Annotated in this window: 22 protein-coding genes; 10 read left to right on the top strand and 12 right to left on the bottom strand. The window is 67.7% G+C overall.

The features are described 5' to 3' along the window. The first annotated feature begins 17 nt into the window (after window positions 1-17). From PCQ86_RS06265 to PCQ86_RS06255, 3 genes are all read left to right on the top strand, one after another. A complete protein-coding gene (locus PCQ86_RS06265; protein WP_135149100.1) occupies window positions 18-833 on the top strand; it encodes an ABC transporter permease in 816 nt (271 codons plus the stop codon). Further along, window positions 830-1,378 (top strand): nitrous oxide reductase accessory protein NosL, encoded by a 549-nt coding sequence (locus PCQ86_RS06260; protein WP_011804567.1) that lies wholly within the window; start codon window positions 830-832, stop codon window positions 1,376-1,378. Before PCQ86_RS06265 ends, PCQ86_RS06260 begins: the two co-directional genes overlap by 4 nt. A 64-nt stretch (window positions 1,379-1,442) precedes the next feature. Next, complete coding sequence (locus PCQ86_RS06255) at window positions 1,443-2,057, top strand: nitrous oxide reductase accessory protein NosL (protein ID WP_047350833.1); 615 nt, start codon at window positions 1,443-1,445, stop codon at window positions 2,055-2,057. 93 nt (window positions 2,058-2,150) lie between these two features. Here PCQ86_RS06255 and PCQ86_RS06250 read toward each other — a convergent pair whose 3' ends face one another. The 7 genes from PCQ86_RS06250 to PCQ86_RS06220 all read right to left on the bottom strand — a co-directional run bounded on the left by PCQ86_RS06250 (window position 2,151) and on the right by PCQ86_RS06220 (window position 9,127). Beyond that, complete coding sequence (locus tag PCQ86_RS06250) at window positions 2,151-3,605, bottom strand: DEAD/DEAH box helicase (RefSeq protein ID WP_270175106.1); 1,455 nt, start codon at window positions 3,603-3,605, stop codon at window positions 2,151-2,153. 115 nt (window positions 3,606-3,720) lie between these two features. After that, window positions 3,721-4,584 (bottom strand): KPN_02809 family neutral zinc metallopeptidase, encoded by an 864-nt coding sequence (ypfJ, locus tag PCQ86_RS06245; RefSeq protein ID WP_011804564.1) that lies wholly within the window; start codon window positions 4,582-4,584, stop codon window positions 3,721-3,723. 79 nt (window positions 4,585-4,663) lie between these two features. Then, window positions 4,664-4,852, bottom strand: coding sequence for a hypothetical protein (locus PCQ86_RS06240; protein WP_157497437.1), 189 nt, complete (start codon window positions 4,850-4,852; stop codon window positions 4,664-4,666). A gap of 213 nt (window positions 4,853-5,065) precedes the next feature. After that, window positions 5,066-5,632: a dCTP deaminase gene (gene dcd, locus PCQ86_RS06235; RefSeq protein WP_270175105.1), complete on the bottom strand. Its 567-nt coding sequence runs from the start codon at window positions 5,630-5,632 to the stop codon at window positions 5,066-5,068. A 90-nt stretch (window positions 5,633-5,722) separates the two neighbouring features. Continuing rightward, window positions 5,723-7,006, bottom strand: a complete 1,284-nt coding sequence (gene guaD, locus PCQ86_RS06230; protein ID WP_270175104.1) for a guanine deaminase — start codon at window positions 7,004-7,006, stop codon at window positions 5,723-5,725. Between the two features lie 34 nt (window positions 7,007-7,040). After that, the gene (locus PCQ86_RS06225; protein ID WP_270175103.1) at window positions 7,041-8,246 is read right to left on the bottom strand and encodes a urate hydroxylase PuuD; all 1,206 of its coding nucleotides are present in this window, start codon (window positions 8,244-8,246) and stop codon (window positions 7,041-7,043) included. Between the two features lie 188 nt (window positions 8,247-8,434). Then, complete coding sequence (locus PCQ86_RS06220; protein ID WP_041835929.1) at window positions 8,435-9,127, bottom strand: GntR family transcriptional regulator; 693 nt, start codon at window positions 9,125-9,127, stop codon at window positions 8,435-8,437. A 117-nt stretch (window positions 9,128-9,244) separates the two neighbouring features. Here PCQ86_RS06220 and PCQ86_RS06215 point away from each other — a divergent pair, with 117 nt between their 5' ends. Next, complete coding sequence (locus PCQ86_RS06215; RefSeq protein ID WP_270175102.1) at window positions 9,245-10,702, top strand: aldehyde dehydrogenase family protein; 1,458 nt, start codon at window positions 9,245-9,247, stop codon at window positions 10,700-10,702. Between the two features lie 73 nt (window positions 10,703-10,775). Here PCQ86_RS06215 and xdhC read toward each other — a convergent pair whose 3' ends face one another. Next, the gene (gene xdhC / locus PCQ86_RS06210) at window positions 10,776-11,600 is read right to left on the bottom strand and encodes a xanthine dehydrogenase accessory protein XdhC (protein ID WP_270175101.1); all 825 of its coding nucleotides are present in this window, start codon (window positions 11,598-11,600) and stop codon (window positions 10,776-10,778) included. Between the two features lie 160 nt (window positions 11,601-11,760). Between xdhC and PCQ86_RS06205 the strand changes: the two genes are divergently transcribed. After that, complete coding sequence (locus tag PCQ86_RS06205; RefSeq protein ID WP_015912752.1) at window positions 11,761-12,234, top strand: hypothetical protein; 474 nt, start codon at window positions 11,761-11,763, stop codon at window positions 12,232-12,234. A gap of 185 nt (window positions 12,235-12,419) precedes the next feature. Here the strand turns inward: PCQ86_RS06205 and uraH are convergent, their stop codons facing one another. The 4 genes from uraH to PCQ86_RS06185 all read right to left on the bottom strand — a co-directional run bounded on the left by uraH (window position 12,420) and on the right by PCQ86_RS06185 (window position 16,608). Next, window positions 12,420-12,770, bottom strand: a complete 351-nt coding sequence (uraH, locus tag PCQ86_RS06200; RefSeq protein ID WP_011804556.1) for a hydroxyisourate hydrolase — start codon at window positions 12,768-12,770, stop codon at window positions 12,420-12,422. 323 nt (window positions 12,771-13,093) lie between these two features. Beyond that, window positions 13,094-14,416 carry a glycerate kinase type-2 family protein gene (locus PCQ86_RS06195; RefSeq protein WP_270175100.1) on the bottom strand — a complete coding sequence of 441 codons (1,323 nt, stop codon included), beginning with the start codon at window positions 14,414-14,416 and terminating at the stop codon, window positions 13,094-13,096. Window positions 14,417-14,467: 51 nt separating this feature from the next. After that, window positions 14,468-15,451: a tripartite tricarboxylate transporter substrate binding protein gene (locus PCQ86_RS06190; protein ID WP_270175099.1), complete on the bottom strand. Its 984-nt coding sequence runs from the start codon at window positions 15,449-15,451 to the stop codon at window positions 14,468-14,470. A gap of 59 nt (window positions 15,452-15,510) precedes the next feature. After that, the gene (locus PCQ86_RS06185) at window positions 15,511-16,608 is read right to left on the bottom strand and encodes a tartrate dehydrogenase (RefSeq protein WP_270175098.1); all 1,098 of its coding nucleotides are present in this window, start codon (window positions 16,606-16,608) and stop codon (window positions 15,511-15,513) included. A gap of 122 nt (window positions 16,609-16,730) precedes the next feature. Between PCQ86_RS06185 and PCQ86_RS06180 the strand changes: the two genes are divergently transcribed. The 5 genes from PCQ86_RS06180 to PCQ86_RS06160 all read left to right on the top strand — a co-directional run bounded on the left by PCQ86_RS06180 (window position 16,731) and on the right by PCQ86_RS06160 (window position 22,468). Further along, window positions 16,731-17,645: a LysR family transcriptional regulator gene (locus PCQ86_RS06180; RefSeq protein ID WP_015912748.1), complete on the top strand. Its 915-nt coding sequence runs from the start codon at window positions 16,731-16,733 to the stop codon at window positions 17,643-17,645. 52 nt (window positions 17,646-17,697) lie between these two features. After that, window positions 17,698-18,375: a GntR family transcriptional regulator gene (locus PCQ86_RS06175; RefSeq protein WP_011804551.1), complete on the top strand. Its 678-nt coding sequence runs from the start codon at window positions 17,698-17,700 to the stop codon at window positions 18,373-18,375. Beyond that, window positions 18,372-19,331 (top strand): allantoinase PuuE, encoded by a 960-nt coding sequence (puuE, locus tag PCQ86_RS06170; protein WP_047350804.1) that lies wholly within the window; start codon window positions 18,372-18,374, stop codon window positions 19,329-19,331. The genes PCQ86_RS06175 and puuE overlap by 4 nt, the downstream gene beginning before the upstream one ends. 70 nt (window positions 19,332-19,401) lie before the next feature. After that, window positions 19,402-21,171, top strand: a complete 1,770-nt coding sequence (gene uraD, locus PCQ86_RS06165; RefSeq protein ID WP_220638678.1) for a 2-oxo-4-hydroxy-4-carboxy-5-ureidoimidazoline decarboxylase — start codon at window positions 19,402-19,404, stop codon at window positions 21,169-21,171. Window positions 21,172-21,178: 7 nt separating this feature from the next. Further along, on the top strand, window positions 21,179-22,468 hold the full coding sequence (locus PCQ86_RS06160) for a M20 family metallopeptidase (RefSeq protein WP_270175097.1): 1,290 nt from the start codon (window positions 21,179-21,181) through the stop codon (window positions 22,466-22,468). Window positions 22,469-22,479 lie beyond the last annotated feature (11 nt).

Raw genomic sequence — 22,479 nt, 5'->3', positions numbered from 1 at the left:
CCTGACCACGACGCCCCATGGAACTGACCCAGATCTTCACCATCGCCGCCAAGGAATTCCGCGATCGCATGCGCAATCGCTGGGTGCTTGCGGTGGCCCTCGTCTTCACCGTGTTCTCACTCGTCATCGCCTACTTCGGCGGCGCGCAGCAGGGCACGGTGGGCTTTCGCTCCATCGAGTTCACCATCGCCAGCCTCGTCAGCCTGGTCATCTACCTCATCCCGCTGATTGCGCTGTTGCTGGGGTTCGATGCCATCGTGGGCGAGCGCGAGCGCGGCTCGCTTGATCTGCTGCTGGCCCTGCCCATTACCCGGCTGGAATTGCTGCTGGGCAAATACCTGGGCTTGGCGGCTGCGCTGGCGCTCTCCACCCTGGCGGGCTTCGGGCTGGTGGCAGTGCTGCTGTGGCGCCACATGAGCGCCAAGGCCCTGTTCCACTACGGCGGCTTCATGATCAGCTCGGTATTGCTGGGCCTCGCATTCCTGAGCCTGGCAGTGATGCTGTCAGTGCTGGCACGCGATCGCACGCGCGCCTCGGGTCTGGCCATCGCCACCTGGTTCTTCTTCGTGCTGGTGTTCGATTTGCTGCTGCTGGGCCTGCTGGTGGCCACGGGCGGGCAGTTCGCGGGCGATGCGTTCGCCTGGCTGCTGCTGCTGAACCCGGCCGACGTGTTCCGCATTCTCAATGTGTTCTCGCTCGAAGACGTGCGCACGCTCTACGGGCTCGCCAGCGTCGTTCCCTCGTCGCTGGGTAGCCCCGCAATCATGGGTGGCGTGATGCTGGCGTGGATCGCCCTGCCGCTCGCCATCGCCAACTGGAGATTCAAGCCATGACCTGTTCCTGCATCACCCGTCGCCGTGCACTGGGCATGGCCGCCTTCACGGCGCTGGCCACCAGCAGCCTGCTGGCTGGCTGCGGCGACAAGGCAGCCGAACAGCAGTCCCTTGCGCCCGTGGAGATCGACCGTTCCACAAGTTGCGAGCTCGACGGCATGCTGCTTGCAGACTACCCCGGCCCCAAGGCGCAGATCCACTACGCGGGCCAGGAAAAGCCCTCCTTCTTCTGCGACACCATCGAGCTGTTCAACACCCTGCTCGCCGGCGAACAAGTGCGTGCAGTGCGCGCCGTGTACGTGCAGGACATGGGCAAGGCCGACTGGAACGAACCCAAGGGCCACTGGATCGACGCCAAGACCGCCGTCTACGTGCTGGGCAGCAAGCGGCATGGCTCCATGGGCCCCACCATCGCCAGCTTCGCGCAGGAGGCCGATGCGGCCAAGTTCGCCGGTGAACATGGCGGCAAGGTGCTGCGCTTTGCGGACATCAAGCTCGACATGGTGGACCTGAGCGGCGGTGCGCTGCACGACACCCGCATGTAACAGCCCTTGCACCATGTCTGCATCCACGCTGAGTCCTCCGCCGCACCAGCCACGCCGCAGGCGCATGCTGGTTGCGGGCACGCTGGCGTTTGCAGCCGCGGCTGGCGGGCTCTGGGGCGTTCCGGGCCTGCGCAGCGCGCTGCGGCCCCAGCCGGCTCCCGCCCTGGAGCCGGACGTGTGCATCGTCGCACCCCCGACGCCGTACGACCCCGCGTCGGGCCTGCCGCCCACGGCAGCGCGCCCCATTCCGGTGGATGCGCGCTGTCCCGTGTGTGGCATGTTCCCCGCCCGTTCGCCCGACTGGGCGGCGCAGGTCATCTTTCGCAATGGCGACGCACAGTTTTTCGACTCGCCCCTGTCGCTGTTCATGTACCTGCAGGACGTGGCCCGCTACAGCCCCGGCCGCAGTGCACGGGACATCATGGCGCACTACGTCACCGACACCACGCGGCCAGCGGCCGCGGGCGGCGCCCGCTGGACGGACGCGCTGTCTGCCTATTACGTGCACGGCTCGTCGGCGCGGGGGCCGATGCGCGCCGGCAATCTGCCCGCGTTCTCGACACGGGAGGCCGCACAGGCCTTTGCCGCACAGCGCGGCGGCACAGTGCTCGCCTTTGGCGCCGTGGATGCCCCCCTGATCGCGCAGTTGGCGGGCCCTGGCGGGCACAATCACCCCTAGCATTAGCTATTAAAAACATAGCTACCAGCGCTTATTCCGAAAGCGCCAGGGGCACTTTTTATTGAAAAGGCCGCTGAACGGCGGCCTGTGTTTTCAGTGGGTTGATGGCTCGGCCGTAGAGGCCTGCGGCGCCTTGAACAAGGCGGGTAATTTGCGCTTGGGCTTGATGTTGGCGGAGATGCCGCCACGCGCGGGCGATGCCTTGGGGGCCACCTCCCAGCTCGCCGACGCACCGGCCGAGGTGCCGGCCTCGTAGGGCTTGTCGAAGAACGGATCGCGAGACGCCGCAGGCGCGGAGCGGTACGCGCTGCGCTCGCGGCTGCGGGAAGCGGCTGGAGCGCCCTCGCCCGAATCGTCGCCGCCCCAGGCGCGGCGGCCGTCGTTGTAGCGGCCCCGCGGACGATCTTCCTGCAATTCCAGCGGTTCCAGCTCGATCTTCTTCTTGATGAGCTTCTCGATATCCGCCACCAGGCGGGTATCGCTGCTGGCCACCAGCGTGACGGCCAGACCCGATGCGCCGGCGCGGCCCGTACGGCCGATGCGGTGCACATAGTCCTCTGCATTGAAGGGCACGTCGTAGTTGAACACCGCGGGCACGTCCTTGATGTCCAGGCCCCGCGCCGCCACGTCGGTGCAGACCAGCAGGTCCACCTCGCCGTTCTTGAAGGCTTCCAGCGCCTTCAGTCGCTCGTCCTGGCTCTTGTCGCCATGCAGCGCGGCGGTCTTGAGGCCGTCGCGCTCCAGGCTGCGGGCCAGGCGCGCGCAGCCCAGCTTGCTGTTCACGAAGATGAAGGCCTGCTTGAGGCCGCGCTCGTTCAGCACATGGCGGATGGCGCGGCGCTTGTCGTCGCCGTCTACCGCGAAGAAGCGCTGCTCCACGGTGGAGGCGGTCTCGTTGGGGCGCGCGACCTCGATGGTGATCGGGTCCTGCAGATAGCTGCCGGCCAGGCGCTTGATCTCGGGCGAGAAGGTGGCGGAGAACAGCAGCGTGGTGCGCTGCTTGGGCAGGTAGGAGAGGATGCGCTGCAGGTCGGGCAGGAAGCCAATGTCCAGCATGCGGTCGGCCTCGTCCAGCACCACGTACTCGACCTGATTGAGCACTGCGTTCTTGGCCTCGATATGGTCCAGCAGACGGCCGGGCGTGGCCACCAGCACCTCGACGCCCTTTTTCAGCTCGATGGTCTGCGGCTTCATGTCCATGCCGCCAAACACCACCGTGCTGCGCAGCTTGGTGTACTTGGCGTACAGCGCGATCTGCTGCGCCACCTGGTCCGCCAGCTCGCGCGTGGGCAGCAGCACGAGCGCGCGCACAGGGTGGCGCGCAGGGGAGGCTGAACTGTTCTCGTGCTTGAGCAGGCGCTGCAGCAACGGCAGCGAAAAGGCCGCCGTCTTGCCGGTGCCGGTTTGCGCCGCACCCATCACGTCCTTGCCGGTCAGCACGACAGGGATCGCCTGCGCCTGGATCGGCGTCATGTTCTCGTAGCCCATCTCGGCTACGGCGCGCTTGAGCGGCTCGGCCAGCGCAAGAGTGGAATAGGGTTGTGTCATGAAGCCGCTATTGTCGCATTGCAGCAGCGGCGAAGGCCAACAAGGCCGTCAACGACCTGTACGGGGGCGCCTCCTGCTTGGCGCGAAAACGACGGCTTAGCGCGCGTTCACGGTGTCAAAGCGACTGTGCATTGAAAGTGTTGCAGCCTTGCACACTGCCGGTCTTGAACCCCTGCGTGAACCACCGCACGCGCTGCGCGCTGGAGCCGTGGGTGAAGGCATCGGGCCGCACGGTGCCGGTCTGCTGGCGCTGCAGCGCGTCGTCACCGATCTGCTCGGCGGCGTTCACCGCGGATTCGATGTCGCCCTGCTCCAGCCAGTTCTTGGCCTGTTGCGAATGGTGGGCCCAAATGCCGGCGTAACAGTCGGCCTGCAGTTCCAGCCGAACCGACAGCGCGTTCTGCTCGCGCTGGCTCACGCGCCCGCGCATGCCGTCCACCTTGCCGGTGGTGCCCAGCAGGGTCTGCACATGGTGGCCGACCTCGTGCGCGATCACGTAGGCGCGGGCAAATTCGCCTGGCGCACCCAGCTGGCGACTCATGGTGTCGAAGAAATCCATGTCCAGGTACACCTTCTGGTCCCCAGGGCAGTAAAACGGTCCCATCGCGCTCTGCCCCGTGCCACAGGCCGTGGGCGTGGCGCCGCGGTAGAGCACCAGCTTTGGCTGGCGGTACTGCGCCCCACCCTGCTGGAACACCTGCGCCCACACATCCTCCGTGGACGCCAGGACGGTAGAGACGAAGGCGGCCTCACGGTCGCCCTGCGGCGGACGCTGGGCCGGCCCCTGTTGGACCTGCGGCGCGCCCCCGCCCGACAGTACGCCGATGGTGGTCAGCGGGTTGATGCCAAACACACCCCAGCCGATGAGCGCCACAACGATGGTGCCAATGCCGATCGAGCGTCCGCCGATGAAGCCGCCCCCGCCGCCGCTGCGCCGGTCTTCCACGTTGTCCGATTCGCGATTGCCTTCCCATCTCATGGGTGATCTCCTGCGTGTACGACGCACCAGCCGCCGATGTTACGCCCGCGGCGGCACCCTCGGGATTTCGCGCCGCGCACTACTGCGCGGCCAGCAACATGTCCGGCGACGGGCGCGGCTGCAGCGTGTGGTTGACGTACTTCGCCATCCGTTCGTGGGCTTGGTGCGTGTGGCGTTCCACCACCGCCTGCAGCACCCACAACTGCGCAAGGATGACGATGGCGGCACCCAGCCACATCCAGAGGCTGGGCGTGGGCGCAGATTTCACGGGCGGATCCCATGGCCGTGGCGCAGCGGGGGAGGCGGGATCATGGATGGGGCGGGACATGCAGTACTCCTGAAACACTGCAGCCATCCTAGGCAGCGCCACGCAGCCGTACCACCGGCGCAGGGCCAGCCTGCGTGTAGGACGGCGGCAAGCGCCGGCGCAGGAGTCGGCGCGCACCCCACGGTCCAGGCCGCGGTCCTTCAGGCAGGTCCTTCAGGCCTTGGGCAGCGTCACCCCGTGCTGGCCCTGGTATTTGCCGTTGCGGTCCTTGTAGCTCACGGCACATTCCTCGTCACCCTGGAAGAAAAGCACCTGCGCGCAGCCCTCGCCCGCGTAGATCTTGGCGGGCAGCGGCGTGGTGTTGGAGAACTCCAGCGTCACGTAGCCTTCCCACTCGGGCTCGAACGGCGTGACGTTGACGATGATGCCGCAGCGCGCATAGGTGCTCTTGCCCAGGCAGACGGTGAGCACATCGCGCGGGATGCGGAAGTACTCCACGGTGCGCGCAAGCGCGAAGCTGTTGGGCGGGATGATGCAGTAGTCGCCCTCGAAGTCCACGAAGCTCTTTTCGTCGAAGTTCTTCGGGTCCACCACGGTGCTGTGGATGTTGGTAAAGACCTTGAATTCGCGCGCGCAGCGGATGTCGTAGCCGTAGCTGCTGGTGCCGTAGCTGATGATCTTGCGCCCGTCCTGCTGCCGGATCTGGCCGGGCTCGAACGGCTCGATCATGCCGCGCTGCTCGGCCATGCGGCGGATCCATTTGTCGCTCTTGATGCTCATGGGGTACTCCTGGCGCGTATTCTAGGCGAATGAAAGCTACTTAAATGATAGCTGCTGGCGCTTGATACATAAGCGTCAGAGGCAAATATTTCATGCAATGACTGTGCGCTCGATCAAACGGTCGTCGCCGAGCACGATCATCGCGAACAGCAGTTCGTCCAGGTGGGCGGCGCCCGCCGTGCGCCGCGCGAGCAGCGGGGTCGCTGCAGGATTCAGCACCACGAAGTCGGCTTCGCAACCCGGCTGCAGGTTGCCCACCACGCCATCCAACCCCAACGCCCGCGCGGCGCCGGCGGTATGCAGCCACCACAGCCGTTGCGGCGCCAGGCTCAGTCCCGTCTTGGTCTGCCCCTCCCGGCCCACGTAGTACGCGGCCAGCATCGTGTGAAAAGGGCTGAAGCTGGTGCCGCCGCCCACGTCGCTGGCCAAGCCGTAGCCGAAGCCCATGCGGTCCGCGCCCGCAAAGTCAAACTGGCCACTGCCCAGGAACAGGTTGCTCGTGGGGCACACGGCAGCCACCGCGCCGCTCTCGCGCATGGCGGCGCGGTCCTCGTCGTCGAAATGGATGCAATGCGCGTACACCGCGCGCTCACGCAGCAGGCCGGCTCGGGCATACACATCCAGGTAGCTGCGCGCGCCGGGGAACAGCTCCTGCGCCCAGCGGATCTCCTGCTGGTTCTCCGCCACATGGGACTGCACCCATACGTCGGGGTAGCGCGCGGCCAGAGCACCCGCGCCGCTCAGCTGCTGCGGCGTGCTGGTGGGGGCAAAACGCGGCGTGATCGCATAGCCTAGCCGCCCCTTGCCGTGCCAGCGCTGGATCAGCGCCTCGGTGTCGATCAGCGACTGCTCGGTCGCGTCGCGCACGCCGTCGGGCGAGTGGCGGTCTTGCAGCACCTTGCCGGCGATCAGGCGCAGCCGCCGCGCCTGGGCTTGCGCCATCAGCGCATCCACCGAGCCCGGATGCGAGGTGGCGAAGGTGAGCGCCGTGGTCACGCCGTTGCGCTGCAACTCATCCAGGAAGAAGCCCGCCACCCCGACGGCGTAGCCGCCATCGGCGAATCGCGACTCGTGCGGGAAGGTGTAGTTCTCCAGCCAGGGCAGCAGGCCTTCGGCGGGCGAGCCGATCACGTCCAGCTGCGGGTAGTGCACATGCATGTCCACGAAGCCCGGTGCAATGATGCGGCCGGGCCAGTGGGTCACCGGCTGCGAGGCCTGAGGAAGATAGAGGGGCGCCAGCGCGCGCCACGCGCCGGCGGCGTGCACGCGCTGCACGCCCCGGTCATCGGGCGCGGTGGCCAACAGGCCGTCTTCTTCGTACAGGGCCGTGCCGTCGTCGGCAAAGCGCAGGAGCGCAGATCGGTAAAGGTGCATGGCCCCGGATGATGCCCGCAATACCGGTGGGGCGTCAGGGCGCGATGCTGGCGCCGTTCTCGTACCAGCGTTTGAAGGTTTCGCGCTCTTCGTCGGACAGTGCGCCCGGGTTGCCAAATGGCATCTTGCGCAGCTGCACCACCTGTTGGTAGATCTGCTGCGCGTGGCTCTTCACGTCCTGCGGGGTGTCGAACTTCACGTTCTTCTGCGCAATGGTGTTGGCGCTGTGGCACACCACGCAGTGTTTTTGTATGACGGCGTGCAGTTGTTCGTAGCCTGCTGCGGCCGGCGCGGCGGCGGACACGGCCGGCGCAGCCGGCTTGAGCCATACCACCACGCCCAGCAGCACCACCACGCCCACGGCCGCATACGGCCAGGGATGGCCGTTGCGGCCCAGCTTGTAGCCGTGGCGCATCACGAAGAACTGGCGAATGGCCGCGCCTGCGAACATCATGAGGATCAGTACCAGCCAGTTCTGCCCATGGTTGTAGAGCCAGCCGTAGTGGTTGGAGAGCATGGCGAACAGCACCGGCAACGTGAAGTATGTGTTGTGCACGCTGCGCTGCTTGCCGCGCTTGCCATGCACCGGGTCCACCGGCTGGCCGGCCTTCAGTGCCGCCACCACCTTGCGCTGGCCGGGAATGATCCAGAAGAACACGTTGGCACTCATCGAGGTGGCGAGCATTGCGCCCATCAGCAGGAAAGCCGCCTGGCCGGGAAAGATGCGGCAGGCCAGCCACGCGGCGATGCACACCAGGACCAGCACCAGCGCCCCCACGGTGGCATCGCCGTTGGCCTTCTGGCCGAACACGCGGCAGATGCCGTCGTACAGCAGCCAGAACACCACCAGAAAGGCCAGTGCCGCCGCGATGGCCATGGCGGGCGACATGAGCGGGTCGGCCGGATGCACCAGGTAGATGCCCGCGTTCCACAGATACGAAACCGTGAGCAGCGCAAAGCCGCTGAGCCAGGTGGTGTAGCTCTCCCAGAAGAACCAGTGCAGATGGTCCGGCAGCTTCGGGGGCGCCACGTTGAACTTGACCGGGTGGTAGAAGCCCCCGCCATGCACAGCCCAAAGCTCGCCGTTCACGCCCTGGCGCTTCAGGTCCTCGTCGACCGGCGGCGTGAGGCTGCTGTCCAGAAAGACGAAGTAGAACGAGGAGCCCACCCAGGCGATGGCAGTGATGACGTGCAGCCAGCGCAGCAGCAGATTGGCCCAGTCGAGGAAGTAGCTTTCCATCGTGTTTCAACCTTGGCGGCCCGGCGGGCCGCCTGCAAGCTGCTCACCACTGCGGGCGCTCTGAGCAGAAAAAGAGGGGCCGCGCACCGTGGCAGGAAGCTGCCGGGGCACCGCTGCGACCCGTTTTGTGAACAGGAAGTGTATGCACTTTTTTGGCAACGGCCGCTGGAATGGCCCAGGGATTGTCCCTAACCCTGCAGGATGTAATCCGGATGCTGGGCGCATACATCGTCCACCGCGCTGAGCGTGCCCGACAGGTGCTCGCGCAACGCCTCCTGGGCCGCGGGAGCGTTCTGCCGGTCAATGGCGTCGAGGATGGCCCGGTGCTGGCGCATGATGACGCCCGTCTTGCCTGCAGTGGGCAGGTGCAGGCGGCGCAAGCGATCCACATGGCCGGAGTAGCGGCGCACCAACGCCCACAGGCCCATGACGCCGGCCGCCTCATACATCAGGCGGTGAAAGCCATGGTCCGCCCCCAGAAAGTCGTCATAACGCTGCGCGGCCGCCAGCGATTCCTGCAGTGCGCACTGCGCCTGCAATTGCACCACCAGGCCGGGGGGCGGCTGCAGCGCCAGCGTGCGCACGATCTCCAGCTCGATGGAGCGGCGCAGGAAGTGCGCTTCGCGCGCAGCCGCCACGTCGATGCGGCTGACCAGCGTGGCGTGCTGGGGAAAGACTTCCACCAGGCCCTCCTCTTCCAGGCGCAGCAGCGCCTCGCGGATGGGCGTCTGGCTCACGCCGAATTGCCCGGCCAGGTCGCTGCGCACCAGCATCGCGCCGGGCACCAGCTCCAGCGTCAGAATGGCCTCGCGCAGGCTTTCGAAGACCTGCGGGGCGGCCAGGCGCGAACGGTCAAGGCGGAACTTGGTCAGTATGGGCATACGTGGATTCTCGCATTCGTGCACTAATATATTAGTGTTCCAATATTTCAAATGGCGCGCCTTCACGGCCGTGCCCGCCTCTCCTTTTCTCTGTCCACACACTTCCCAAGGATTCCCATGTCTGCTTCCTCCCCCCATGGCTTGCTCATCAACGGCGAATGGGTTTCCACGTCCCAGGCCGCGCCCAACACCAATCCCAGCAACCTGGCCGATGTGGTGGGCGAATACGCCCAGGGCGACGCCTCGCACGTGGACGCCGCCGTGGCGGCCGCCACCGCTGCCTTCCCCGCATGGAGTACGTCGGGCATCCAGGCGCGCCACGACGCGCTGGACAAGATCGGCAATGAAATCCTCGCGCGGCGCGAGGAGCTGGGCGCACTGCTGGCGCGCGAGGAAGGCAAGACCCGCGCAGAAGGCATCGGCGAAGTCGCCCGAGCCGGGCAGATCTTCAAGTTTTTCGCCGGCGAATGCCTGCGCCTGGCGGGCGAGACCGTGCCCTCGGTGCGCCCCGGCATCGGCGTGGAGGTCACGCGCGAGCCCATCGGCGTCGTGGGTCTGATCACGCCGTGGAACTTCCCCATGGCCATCCCCGCCTGGAAGATCGCGCCGGCCCTGGCGTTCGGCAACTGCGTGGTGTTGAAGCCCGCCGACCTGGTGCCCGGCAGTGCGTGGGCGCTGGCCGAGATCATCCACCGCTCGGGCATCCCCGCCGGCGTGTTCAACCTGGTGATGGGCCGCGGGCGCGTGATCGGCGAGGCGCTGGTGCAGCACCCCGGCGTGGCCGCCATCAGCTTCACCGGATCGGTCGGCGTGGGCCGCGGCATCGCCCAGGCGTGCGTGCAGAACGGCAAGAAGGTGCAGCTGGAGATGGGCGGCAAGAATCCGCAGGTGGTGCTGGACGATGCCGACCTCGCGCAGGCGGTGGAGCTGTCCGCACAGAGCGCGTTCTATTCCACGGGCCAGCGCTGCACGGCGTCCAGCCGCCTGATCGTCACCCAGGGCATCTACCCGAAGTTCATCGAGGCGCTGCAGGCACGCATGGCGAAAATCAAAGTGGGCGATGCGCTGGCCACGGGCACCGACGTGGGCCCTGTGGTGAGCCAGGCGCAGCTGGAGCAAGACCTGTCGTACGTGGAGATCGCCAAGGCCGAGGGCGGCGTGCTGGCGGCCGGCGGCCTGCGCGTGGCCTGCCACACGGGCAGCGGCAACGAAGGCTTCTTCATGGCGCCCGCGCTGTTCGTGGACACGGCGCCGGCGATGCGCATCAACCGCGAAGAGGTGTTCGGCCCCGTGGCCAGCGTGATCCGCGTGCGCGACTACGACGAAGCCCTGGCCGTGGCGAATGACACGGAATTCGGCCTGTCCGCCGGCATTGCCACCACCAGCCTGAAATACGCCACGCACTTCAAACGCCATGCACAGGCGGGCATGGTGATGGTGAACCTGCCCACCGCCGGGGTGGACTACCACGTGCCCTTCGGCGGGCGCAAGGGCTCCAGCTACGGCCCGCGGGAACAGGGCCGTTATGCGCAGGAGTTCTTCACGACGGTGAAGACGGCCTATACGCTGGCGTGACCCACGCAACTCCTGTATTAATAGCTGCTGGCGCTCGCTCCACAAGCGCCAGCAGCCATTTTTATACGCAATCTCAGGCCAGCCGCTGCAGCAACTGCGCGGCCACGGCCACGGCGATCACCTCGGGCTGCTTGCCGGCGATTCCGGGCACGCCGATCGGGCAGGTCACCTGCGCCAGCTCGGTATCCGAGAACCCCCGCGCCGCCAGCCGGTGCCGGAAGGTGGCCCACTTGGTGCGGCTGCCGATCAGGCCGATGAACGGCAGATCGCCGCGCGCCCGCTGCCGTGCGAGGCACGCCGCCACGATGTCCAGGTCCTCCGCGTGGCTGAAGCTCATGATGAGCACGAAGGACTGCGGTGCCACACCCGGCACGGCCGCCTGTACCGGGTCGGACTGCTCACAGACCACGGACGCGCCGTCCCCCTGCGGGGGGAACACGCCATCGCGGCTGTCGATCCAATGCAGCGCAAACGGCAGCGGCGCCAGCACCCGCGCCAGCGCATGCCCCACATGGCCGCCGCCGAAAAGCGCCACCGGCTGCAGCCGCGGCGCCAGGCGCTCGCGCAAGGCCGGCGCGTCAGCAGCCCCCACGCATTCAAACCGCAACTGCACCACGCCGCCGCAGCACTGCCCCAGGCTGGGGCCCAGCGCATGTCGCACGAGCGGCATGCGCGAAGGGTTGCCAGCCAGGTGCTCCGCCAGGCGTTCACGCGATTCGCGCAGCGCCTGCAGTTCCAGATGGCCGCCACCGATGGTGCCGACGAAGTCGTCGCCCACCGCGAACACCGCCAGCCATGCCCCGGCTTCCCGCGGCGCCGAGCCTTGGGTAGACTCCACCGTCACCAGGCAGGCGGGTGCGGTCTTGATACGCTCCAGCAGGCAGTCCAATGCCTTCACTCGCTGATTCCTCCAGCTTGATTCATGCGCGCCACCGCCTTGGTCGTGGCCGCGGTACAGCATAGCGACAAACACCATGCCACAGCTGCCTTCCGCCCCGTCCTCTTCGGCCCAGCGTGCATCCCGTGCGCGCCGAACGTGGTGGCTGCCCGCCGGGGTGATGGCATTGGTCGCGGCGATCGTCTCGGCCTGCAAGTCGGGGCCCGAGGCGCCCTCCGCCCAGGACTCGCGCCTACCGGGCAGCGACGCGCGCGTCACCGGTCCGGTGCCGGCCGCCCAGGGCTCGGCACGCGCGTCGTCCGCGGCCACCCCGCGCGCCTACCGGCAGGATGCCGCGAGCCACATTTATGGCCTGAATGCAGCGCGCATCTACAAGGGCAAGCTGCCGCCGCTGCTGCATGCCATTGGCGTGCTGGAGGTGGACATCGACCGCGCGGGCCGCGTGACTTCGCTGCGCTGGATGCGTGCGCCCCGCCATGCGCCCGACGTGGTGGCCGAGATCGAACGCACGGTGCGCGCGGCAGCGCCCTTCCCCGTGCCCACGCGCATGGCGCGCGTGACCTACACCGACACCTGGCTGTGGGACAAGTCCGGGAATTTCCAGCTCGACACGCTGACCGAGGGCCAGCTCTAAGACGCCGCCGCACAGGCCCCCGCGATGGCGCGCGCCCTGGTTTGCAAGGCGCGAATCACAGCAATAGCCGTAGCGACTGCGGGCACCTGCACCGCCGCAGCCCGCCCAAAGCAGGCATGCGCGACTCGCAAGAATTGGCTCCGCGTTGCCCTGCGCCGCGCGGCACGCGGCGCGGGCTTGCAGCATCAGGACCCGCGGTAGGTGGAATAGCTCCAGGGACTGACCAGCAACGGCACGTGGTAATGCTGGTCGGCGTGGGCGATGCCGAAGTCCAGGCTCACGCGGTCCAGGAATGAGGGCTCGGGCAGCATCACGCCCTTCGCCTTGAAATACGCCCCCACATCAAACGTCAGCCGGTAGGTGCCGGTGCGCAGGCTGGCGTTGTCGAACAGCGGCGCATCGGTGCGCCCATCGGGGTTGAGTACCAGGCGCTTGACCAGCGTGGCCTGGTCACCCTGCGTGGCATACAGCGCCACCACCATGCCCGCCGCGGGGCAACCGTGCATGGTGTCAAGAACGTGGGTGCTGAGGCCCATGGTGAAGTCTCCTGCAATGGCAAGCCGCGGCCCGCCGATGGTGATGAGGAATGCGCTGGCGAATGGGCAGGCAAGTGATACGCTCCCCGTCCCCACGAACAAAGTGTATACAACTTTTGTACGCGATAAACGCCACGTCCTGTGGTGCGCCATCCAGGACAGTTCCCGCGCGGATCGCCTGATGGGGAACAGCCGGCAGGCCGCGCGTACTCAGGCAGGGCGCGCCCGCGCCAGCAGATCAAAAAAGTGAGCAGCCAGCGCTTGATAGAAGCCGCATTCAGATGCATTTGCATCAGAAATCCAGCAACAGCAGGCGTGGCAAGCTACAAAACAAGTAGCGCGCGGAAGTCGTTCACATTGGTGTGCGTGGGCCCGGTGACGACCAGATCGCCCAGCCGCTCGAAGTAGCCGTAGGCGTCGTTGCGGTCCAGATGGTCGCCGATGCGTGCGCCCCGCGCCGCCGCGCGCGCCAGCGTGTCGGGTGCCACGCGTGCGCCGGCATTGTCTTCCACGCCGTCGATGCCGTCGGTATCGGCCGCCAGCGCCCACACCCCTTCCTGCCCCTGCAGCGCCTGCGCCAGGCCCATGCAGAACTCGCCCGCGCGGCCGCCGCGCCCCTTCGGCGCGCCCGGGGCGCGCGGGCGCACGGTGACCGTGGTCTCGCCGCCCGAAAGGATCACGCACGGCCGCGCAAACGGCTGGCCGTGGCGCGCCACCGCACGCGCCAGCGCGGCGTGCACCTTGCCCACCTCGCGCGACTCGCCCTCCATCTCGTCGGACAGGATGTACGCCGCCACCCCCGCCGCGCGCGCCGCATCCGCCGCTGCCTGCAGCGACTGCTGGGGTGTCGCGATCATGTGCACCGCATGGCCGGCAAAGCGGACATCGCCGGGCTTGGGGGTTTCCAGCGCACCGGCCTGCAGCGCTGCGTGCACGGCGGCGGGAATGTCGATGCGGTAGCGCGCCAGGATGTCCAGCGCGTCAGCGCAGGTGCTGGCGTCGGGGACCGTGGGGCCGCTGGCGATCACGGAGGGGTCGTCCCCCGGCACATCGCTGATGGTCAGCGTGACGACGCGCGCCGGCGCGCAGGCTGCCGCCAGGCGACCGCCCTTGATGCGCGAGAGGTGCTTGCGCACGCAGTTCATCTCGCCGATGGCCGCGCCGCTTTCCAGCAGTGCGCGGTTGATGCGTTGCTTCTCCTCCAGCGTGATGCCTTCGGCCGGCAGCGTGAGCAGCGCCGAGCCACCGCCCGAGATGAGACACAGCACCAGGTCGTCTTCGGTCAGCCCGCGGGTCAGCGCCAGGATGCCCTCGGCCGCAGCCAGGCCCGCCGCGTCGGGCACGGGGTGCGCGGCCTCGACGACTCCCAGGCGCTGCGCCAGCCCCTCGGGCCGCGGCGGTATGTGGCCGTAGCGCGTGACCACCAGCCCGGACAGCGGCGCGTCCTGCGGCCACAGCGCCTCCAGCGCCTGCGCCATGGAGGCACCCGCCTTGCCCGCGCCCAGCACCACGGTGCGCCCCTTGGGTGGCGGCGGCAGATGCTGCGCCATGCTGTGCAAGGGCTGGGCGCGCTGCACCGCCACGCGGTAGAGGTGCAGCAGGAAGGCCTGAGGGTCGCGCAAGGGGTCTGGGTCAGTCATGGTCATGGGTCGTTGTCTCCGCCGCGCATTATCCAAAGCACGCGGCCGGCACAAGCCCTACCGTCCATCCAGCGAAACCTTGGCTTCCTTGACCAGTCGCGCAAAGCGCGCCGTATCGTCCTTGATCTGACGCGCCATCTGCTCGGGCGTGTTGGCGATGGGATCTGCGCCGATGTCGTCCATCTTCTTACGGAACTCGGGCGACTGGATGATCTTCACCATGTCGGCGTTCAGCCGCGCCACGATGCCCTTGGGCGTGCCCGCTGGCGCCAGCATGCCGAACCACGTCCCCATGTCGAAGCCCGGGAGGCCCGCCTCCTCCAGCGTGGGCACGTCGGGCAGTGCCACCGAGCGCTTGGCCGTGGTCACGGCCAGCGCGCGCAGCTTGCCGGCCTTGATGTGCGGCAGCACCGGCGTGACGGTGTCGAACGACATGCTGATCTGCCCGCCCAGCAGGTCGGTGGTCAGCGGGCCGCTGCCCTTGTAGGGCACGTGCAGCAGCTGCACGCCGCCCATGCCTTCGAATTGCGCGCCGATCAGGTGTTGTCCCGTGCCCGTGCCGTTAGAGCCGTAGGTGAGCTTGCCGGGCTGCGCCTTGGCCTGTGCCAGCAGTTCCTGCACCGTCTTGGCAGGTACCTGCGGATTCACCACCAGCACATTGGGCACCAGGGCCACGGTAGTGATGGGAGCGAAGTCCTTTTCAAAGTCGTAGCCCAGCTTGCGGTACACGCTGGTGGCGATGGTGTGGTGCACAGCACCCATGAGCAGCGTGTAGCCGTCCGCCTTGGCCTTGGCCACATAGTCAGCGCCCAGCGTGGCGCCGGCGCCGGGCTTGTTCTCCACCACCACGGGCTGGCCTAGGGTTTTGGAGAGCTCCTGCCCCAGCGCCCGTGCCAGCACGTCGGTAGTTCCGCCCGCGGGGAACGGCACGATGATGCTCACGCTGCGGCTGGGCCAGGTCTGGGCCCAGGCGCCGGGCAACGCGAGCGCCGCGGCGGCGGCCAAAGCACCCAGCAGGGCGCGTTTGCGAAGGTTCCTCATCTCTTGTCTCCTGTGTTGTCGTGATGAAAACGCATGGGCGGTGCGTGCCGCCCACCGGCTCAGGCCAGCGCTGCCTGCTGTCCCACCGGCTGCGCCAGTTGGGCGCACACCGCATCGGTGACCTGCTGCGTGGTGGCCTGGCCGCCCAGGTCGCCCGTGTGCAGCGCAGGGTTGGCGGTGACATGCTCCACGGCACGCATCAGGCGCTGCGCGGCGGCGTGTTCGCCCAGGTGCTCCAGCAGCATCACGCAGCTCCAGAACGTGCCCACCGGGTTGGCCAGGCCCTTGCCCATGATGTCGAAGGCCGAGCCGTGGATGGGCTCAAACATACTGGGGTAGCGGCGCTCGGGATCGATGTTGCCGGTGGGCGCTATCCCCAGGCTGCCCGCCAGCGCGGCGGCCAGGTCGCTCAGGATGTCGGCATGCAGGTTGGTGGCGACGATGGTGTCCAGCGATGCGGGGCGGTTCACCATGCGCGCGGTGGCCGCGTCCACCAGTTCCTTGTCCCACCGCACATCGGGAAATTCGCGGCTGATCTGCACCGCGATTTCGTCCCACATCACCATGGCGTGGCGCTGGGCGTTGCTCTTGGTGACCACCGTGAGCAGCTTACGCGGACGCGACTGCGCCAGTTTGAACGCAAAGCGCATGATGCGCTCCACACCGGCGCGGGTCATCATGCTCACGTCGGTCGCGGCCTCCAGCGGATGGCCCTGGTGCACACGGCCGCCCACGCCGGCGTATTCGCCTTCGGAGTTTTCACGCACGATGACCCAGTCCAGGTCCTGGGGCGCGCAACGCTTGAGCGGCGCATCGATGCCCGGCAGGATGCGCGTGGGGCGCACGTTGGCGTACTGGTCGAACCCCTGGCAGATCTTCAGGCGCAAGCCCCACAGCGTGATGTGATCGGGGATATGCGGGTCGCCGGCCGAGCCGAACAGGATGGCGTCCTTGTCCCTGAGCGCCTGCAGGCCGTCGGCCGGCATCATCTCGCCGTGCGCGCGATACCAGTCTCCGCCCCAGCCATAGCTGGTGAACGCAAAGCCCAGGCCCGGCTGGGATGCCACTAATGCCTCCAGCACGGCCTGGCCGGCGGGGATCACCTCCTTGCCGATGCCGTCGCCGGGGATGCAGGCAATGCGATAGGTCTTGCTCATGGAAATGCTCGCTCCTCAAATCAGAAGGCCGCGCAACATGCGTGGCATGGCCCTGAATCTAGCGATGCCATGCCCACATATCACCGCGTTAAAGTGATGCCATTGTTTACTTTCATTCAACAATGAGCACCCCCTCCACCGCCCCGTCAGAGATGGCTTTCTTCAGCCTGCTGGCGCGCTGGGCCAGCCTGTCGGCCACCGCGCGAGAGCTGGGCATCAGCACGGCGGCGGCCAGCAAGCGCCTGGCGCAGATGGAATCGCGCCTGGGCGTGCAGCTGGTCAGCCGCACCACGCGGCGACTGCACCTGACGGCCGAGGGCAATACCTACCTGCGGCACGCGCGCCGCATCCTGGCGGAGATCGACGCCATGGAGCAACTGGTGAGCGACATGCAGGCCGAGCCGCAGGGCCTGCTGCGTGTGAACGCCACCCTGGGCTTCGGGCGCAGCCACATCGCGCCACTGGTGCCTGCCTTCGTGCGCCGCCATCCGCAGATCCAACTGCAGCTGCAGTTGTCGGTGCAGCCACCGCCGCTGGCGGACGATGGGTTCGACGTGTGCATCCGCTTCGGCGAGCCGCCCGATGCGCGCGTGATTGCGCGGCGCCTCGCCCCAAATCGGCGGCTGCTGTGCGCCGCACCCGCCTACCTGGCGCGCCGCGGAACGCCCACGCGGCCGGCCGAGCTGCCGCAACACGACTGCATCGACATCCGCCAGGGCGACGACGCCCACGGCGTGTGGCGCTTCAACGGCCACCGCAAGCAGGAGACGGTGCGGCTGCGCAACCACCTGAGCACCAACGACGGCGAGATTGCTGTGAACTGGGCACTGGCGGGCATGGGGATCGTCATGCGCGCGGAATGGGACATCGCTCGCTACCTGCGCAGCGGGAGGCTGGTGCAGGTGCTGCGGGACTACGACACGCCGCCGGCGGACATCCACGCCGTGTACCCGCAGCGGCATGCGGCCACCGCGCGGGTCAAGGCCTTCGTTGATTTCGTGGCACAGCACTTCAACGGCAGCGCACCAGGTATTTAACAGTCCACAGAAACTGTATACAAAAATTGTCTTTCACGACTATGATGGCCGCATGGAAACCTCCACCACCGGCTTCATCGTCGAAAGCCTCACGCGCGCCATCGTCGAGCACCGCCTGTTGCCCGGCACCAAGCTGGCCGAGCAGAAGCTCGCCGACCATTTCGGCGTGTCGCGCACGCTGGTGCGCCAGGCGCTGTTCCAGCTGTCGCAGAACCGCCTGATCCGCCTGGAGCCCGCGCGCGGCGCCTTCGTGGCCGCGCCCTCGGTCCAGGAAGCGCGCCAGGTGTTCGCGGTGCGCCGCATGCTGGAGGCCGAGATGGTGCGCGCCTTCCTGGCGCAGAGCACGCCCGCGAAAATCCGCGCGCTGAAGGCCCATGTGGCGGCCGAGAAGAAGGCCATGGAGGGCAACGACGTGGGCCAGCGCACCGAGCTGCTGGGCGACTTCCACGTGCGCATGGCCGAGCTCATGGGCAACGACGTGCTGGCCCAGTTGCTGGGCGAGCTGATCTCGCGCTGCGCCCTCATCACGCTGATGTACCAGTCCACCACCGCCGCCGAGCATTCGCACGAGGAGCACGCCGCCATCGTCGCGGCGCTGGCCGCGGGCGACGCGGCGCAGGCCGTGCAGCTGATGCAGCAGCACCTGGACAACGTGGAGGCGGGCCTGACCTTTGATCGCGACCTGCCGACCAACGACCTTTCGATGGCCCTTTCCTCCGTATCGCCATGACCTATGACACGACGGCGCCCTACCCCCGCGACCTGATCGGCTACGGCCGCACACCCCCGCACCCGCACTGGCCGGGCAACGCCCGCGTGGCCGTGCAGTTCGTGCTGAACTACGAGGAGGGCGGCGAGAACTGCGTGCTCCACGGCGACCCCGCCAGCGAGCAGTTCCTGTCCGAGATGTTCAACCCGGCCGCCTACCCCGAGCGCCACATGAGCATGGAAGGCATCTACGAATACGGCGCGCGCGCCGGCGTGTGGCGCATCCTGCGCGAGTTCGAAAGGCGCGGCCTGCCGCTCACGGTGTTCGGCGTGGCCACCGCGCTGCAACGCCACCGCGAGCTGGCCCAGGCCTTCGCCGAGCTGGGCCACGAGGTGGCCTGCCACGGCCTGAAGTGGATCCACTACCAGAACGTGCCCGAGGAGGTGGAGCGCGCCCACATGGCGCAGTGCCTGGAGATCTTCGACACGCTCTACGGCCAGGGCGGCGACCACGGCCTGGGCTGGTACACCGGCCGCGACAGCCCCAACACCCACCGCCTGGTGGCCGATGACGGGCGCTTTGCCTACGACAGCGACTACTACGGCGACGACCTGCCGTTCTGGATGAAGGTGGCCAAGAGCGACGGCAGCGCGCACCACCAGCTCGTCGTGCCCTATACGCTGGACGTGAACGACATGCGCTTTGCGCTGCCGCAGGGCTACTCGCACGCCGACCCGTTCTTTCAGTACCTGAAGGACACGTTCGATGCGCTCTACGCCGAGGGCGACCCGGCCGGCGACAACGCGCCCAAGATGATGAGCATCGGCATGCACTGCCGCCTGCTCGGCCGTCCCGGCCGCATCAGGGCGCTGCAGCGCTTCCTGGACCACATCCAGCACCACGACCACGTCTGGGTGTGCCGCCGCATCGACCTCGCGCGCCACTGGGCGCAGCGCTTTCCCGTACCCGCCATTTAAGCCAAATCGGGCTGTAACGCTTATCCAATAAGCGCGAGCAGCTCTTTTTTTGATAGCTATAGGAACCGCCATGGCCTGGACCCTGGAACAACTCAACGCCGCCTCCCCCGCCGAGGCCCTGCAGATGCTCGACGGCCTGTACGAGCATTCGCCCTGGATCGCCGAGGCGGCGCTGCAGCAGCGCCCCTTCCGCTCGCTGGCGCAGCTCAAGTACGCCATGGTGCAGGTGCTGAACGGCGCCGGCGTGGAAAGGCAGTTGGAGCTGATCCGCGCCCACCCCGAGCTGGCGGGCAAGGCCATGGTGGCGCAGGCGCTCACGGCCGAGTCCACGAACGAGCAAAGCCAGGCGGGCCTGACCCACTGCACGCCCGAGGAGTTCGCGCGCATCCAGCAACTGAATGCCGACTACAACGCCCGCTTCGGCTTTCCCTTCATCCTGGCGGTGCGCGGGCCGCGCGGCACGGGACTGTCGAGGCAGGAGATCATCGCCACCTTCGCACGTCGCCTGTCCAACCACCCCGACTTCGAGCGCGCCGAGGCGCTGCGCAACATCCACCGCATTGCCGAGATCCGCCTGAACGACAAGTTCGGCGCCGAGCCGGTGCTGGGCAACGACGTCTGGGACTGGCACGAGCGCCTGGCCCAGCACAGCGACCCGGGCTATGCCGAGAAAGGCCAGCTCACCGTCACCTACCTCACCGATGCGCACCGCGCCTGCGCCCAGCGCATCAGCCACTGGATGCGCGACTGCGGCTTTGACGAGGTCGAGATCGACGCCGTGGGCAACGTGGTCGGCCGCTACAAGCCGGCCACACCCGACGGCAAGTATTTGATGACCGGCAGCCACTACGACACCGTGCGCAACGGCGGCAAGTACGACGGGCGTCTGGGCATCTTCGTGCCCATGGCCTGCGTGCGCGAGCTGCACCGCCAGGCCAGGCGCCTGCCGTTCGGCATCGAGGTGGTGGCGTTTGCCGAGGAGGAAGGCCAGCGCTACAAGGCCACCTTCCTGGGCTCGGGCGCGCTCATCGGCGACTTCCGCAACGAATGGCTGGACCAGAAGGACGCCGACGGCATCACCATGCGCGAGGCCATGCAGCACGCCGGTCTGTGCATTGGCGACATCCCCAAGCTGCGGCGCGATGCCGCCCGCTACCTGGGCTTCATCGAGGTGCACATCGAGCAGGGCCCGGTGCTCAACGAGCTGGACATCCCGCTGGGCGTGGTCACGTCCATCAACGGCGGCGTGCGCTACGTCTGCGAGATGCTGGGCATGGCCAGCCACGCGGGCACCACGCCCATGGACCGCCGCCGCGACGCCGCCCTGGGCGTGGCCGAGCTGGCGCTGTACATGGAGCAGCGCGCCGCGCGCGATGGCGACAGCGTCGCCACCATCGGCATGCTGCAGGTGCCAGGCGGCTCCATCAACGTGGTGCCGGGCAAGTGCAGTTTCAGCATGGACATGCGCGCGCCCACCGATGCGCAGCGCGATGCCATGGTGGCCGACGTGCTGGCCCAGCTGGAGGAAATCGCCCAACGCCGCGGCCTGCAGTACAAGGCCGAGCTGGCCATGAAGGTCGCCGCAGCCCCCAGCGCCCCCGCCTGGCAGCACCGCTGGGAGAAGGCCGTCGACGCCCTGGGCGTCCCCGTCTACCGCATGCCCAGCGGCGCCGGCCATGACGCCATGAAACTGCACGAAATCATGCCGCAGGCCATGCTGTTCGTGCGCGGCCTGCACGGCGGCATCAGCCACAACCCGCTGGAATCCAGCACCGCCGACGACATCCAGTTGGCGGTGGATGCCTTCAGCCATGTGCTGCAGCAGTTGGCCGCCGAATAACCCCTCCATGGAACGCTCCGCCATGAACCAAGACCGCCAAGCCACCTACGCCGCACTGGATGCGTGGATCGACCAGCACTTCGACGAGCAGGTGCGCTTTCTGCAAGCACTGGTGCAGGTGCCCACCGACACGCCGCCCGGCAACAATGCACCGCATGCCGAGCGCACCGCTGAACTGATCCAGGCCTTCGGCTTCGAGGCCGAGAAGCACGCCGTTCCCGCGCAGGAGGTCAAGGATTACGGCATGGAGTCCATCACCAACCTGATCGTGCGCCGGCCCTATGGGCCCGCGGGTTCGGGCCGCACCATCGCCCTCAACGCCCACGGCGACGTGGTGCCGCCGGGCGAAGGCTGGACCAGGGACCCGTACGGCGCCCAGATCGAAGGCGGCGCCATGTATGGCCGCGCCACCGCGGTGAGCAAGAGCGACTTCTCCACCTTCACCTTCGCCGTGCGCGCGCTGGAGGCGGTGGCCAAGCCCACGCAGGGCGCGATCGAGCTGCACTTCACCTACGACGAGGAGTTCGGCGGCCTGCTCGGCCCCGGCTGGCTGCTGGCGCAGGGACTGACACGGCCCGACCTGATGATCGCCGCGGGCTTCAGCTACGAGGTGGTCACCGCGCACAACGGCTGCCTGCAGATGGAGGTCACCGTGCACGGCAAGATGGCCCATGCCGCGGTGCCGCACACGGGCGTGGACGCACTGCAGGGCGCGGTGGCCATCATGAACGCGCTGTATGCCGAGAATGTGCAGTACCGGCAGGTGACGTCGAAGGTGCCGGGCATCCGGCACCCGTACCTGAACATCGGCCGCATCGAAGGTGGCACCAACACCAACGTGGTGCCCGGCAAGGTGGTGCTGAAGCTCGACCGCCGCATGATCCCGGAGGAGAACCCCGCCGAGGTCGAGGCGCGCATCCGCGCCGTGATCACCCAGGCGGTGGAAGGCTTCAATACCCAGCGCGGCTACGGGAGCGCAGACGCCCTACGCGTGGACGTCAAACGACTGCTGCTGGCCAACGCCATGACGCCGCTGCCCGGCAATCAGCCGCTGGTGGAGGCCATCCAGCAACACGGCGAGGCAGTCTTTGGCGAGAAGCCTCCCGCCGTGGGCACGCCGCTGTACACCGATGTGCGCCTCTATGTGGAGCGCGGCATCCCCGGCGTGATTTACGGCGCGGGCCCGCGCACGGTGCTTGAATCGCATGCCAAACGCGCCGACGAGCGCGTGGTGCTGCAAGACCTGCGCCGCGCCACCAAGGTCATAGCGCGCAGCCTGGCAGACCTGATGGCCTGACGCACAGCCGC

This window comes from Diaphorobacter sp. ED-3 (genome assembly GCF_027625375.1).
In the GTDB taxonomy this organism is placed as follows: Bacteria; Pseudomonadota; Gammaproteobacteria; order Burkholderiales; family Burkholderiaceae_C; genus Diaphorobacter; species Diaphorobacter nitroreducens.
This window is presented reverse-complemented; position numbering and strand designations above follow the sequence as displayed.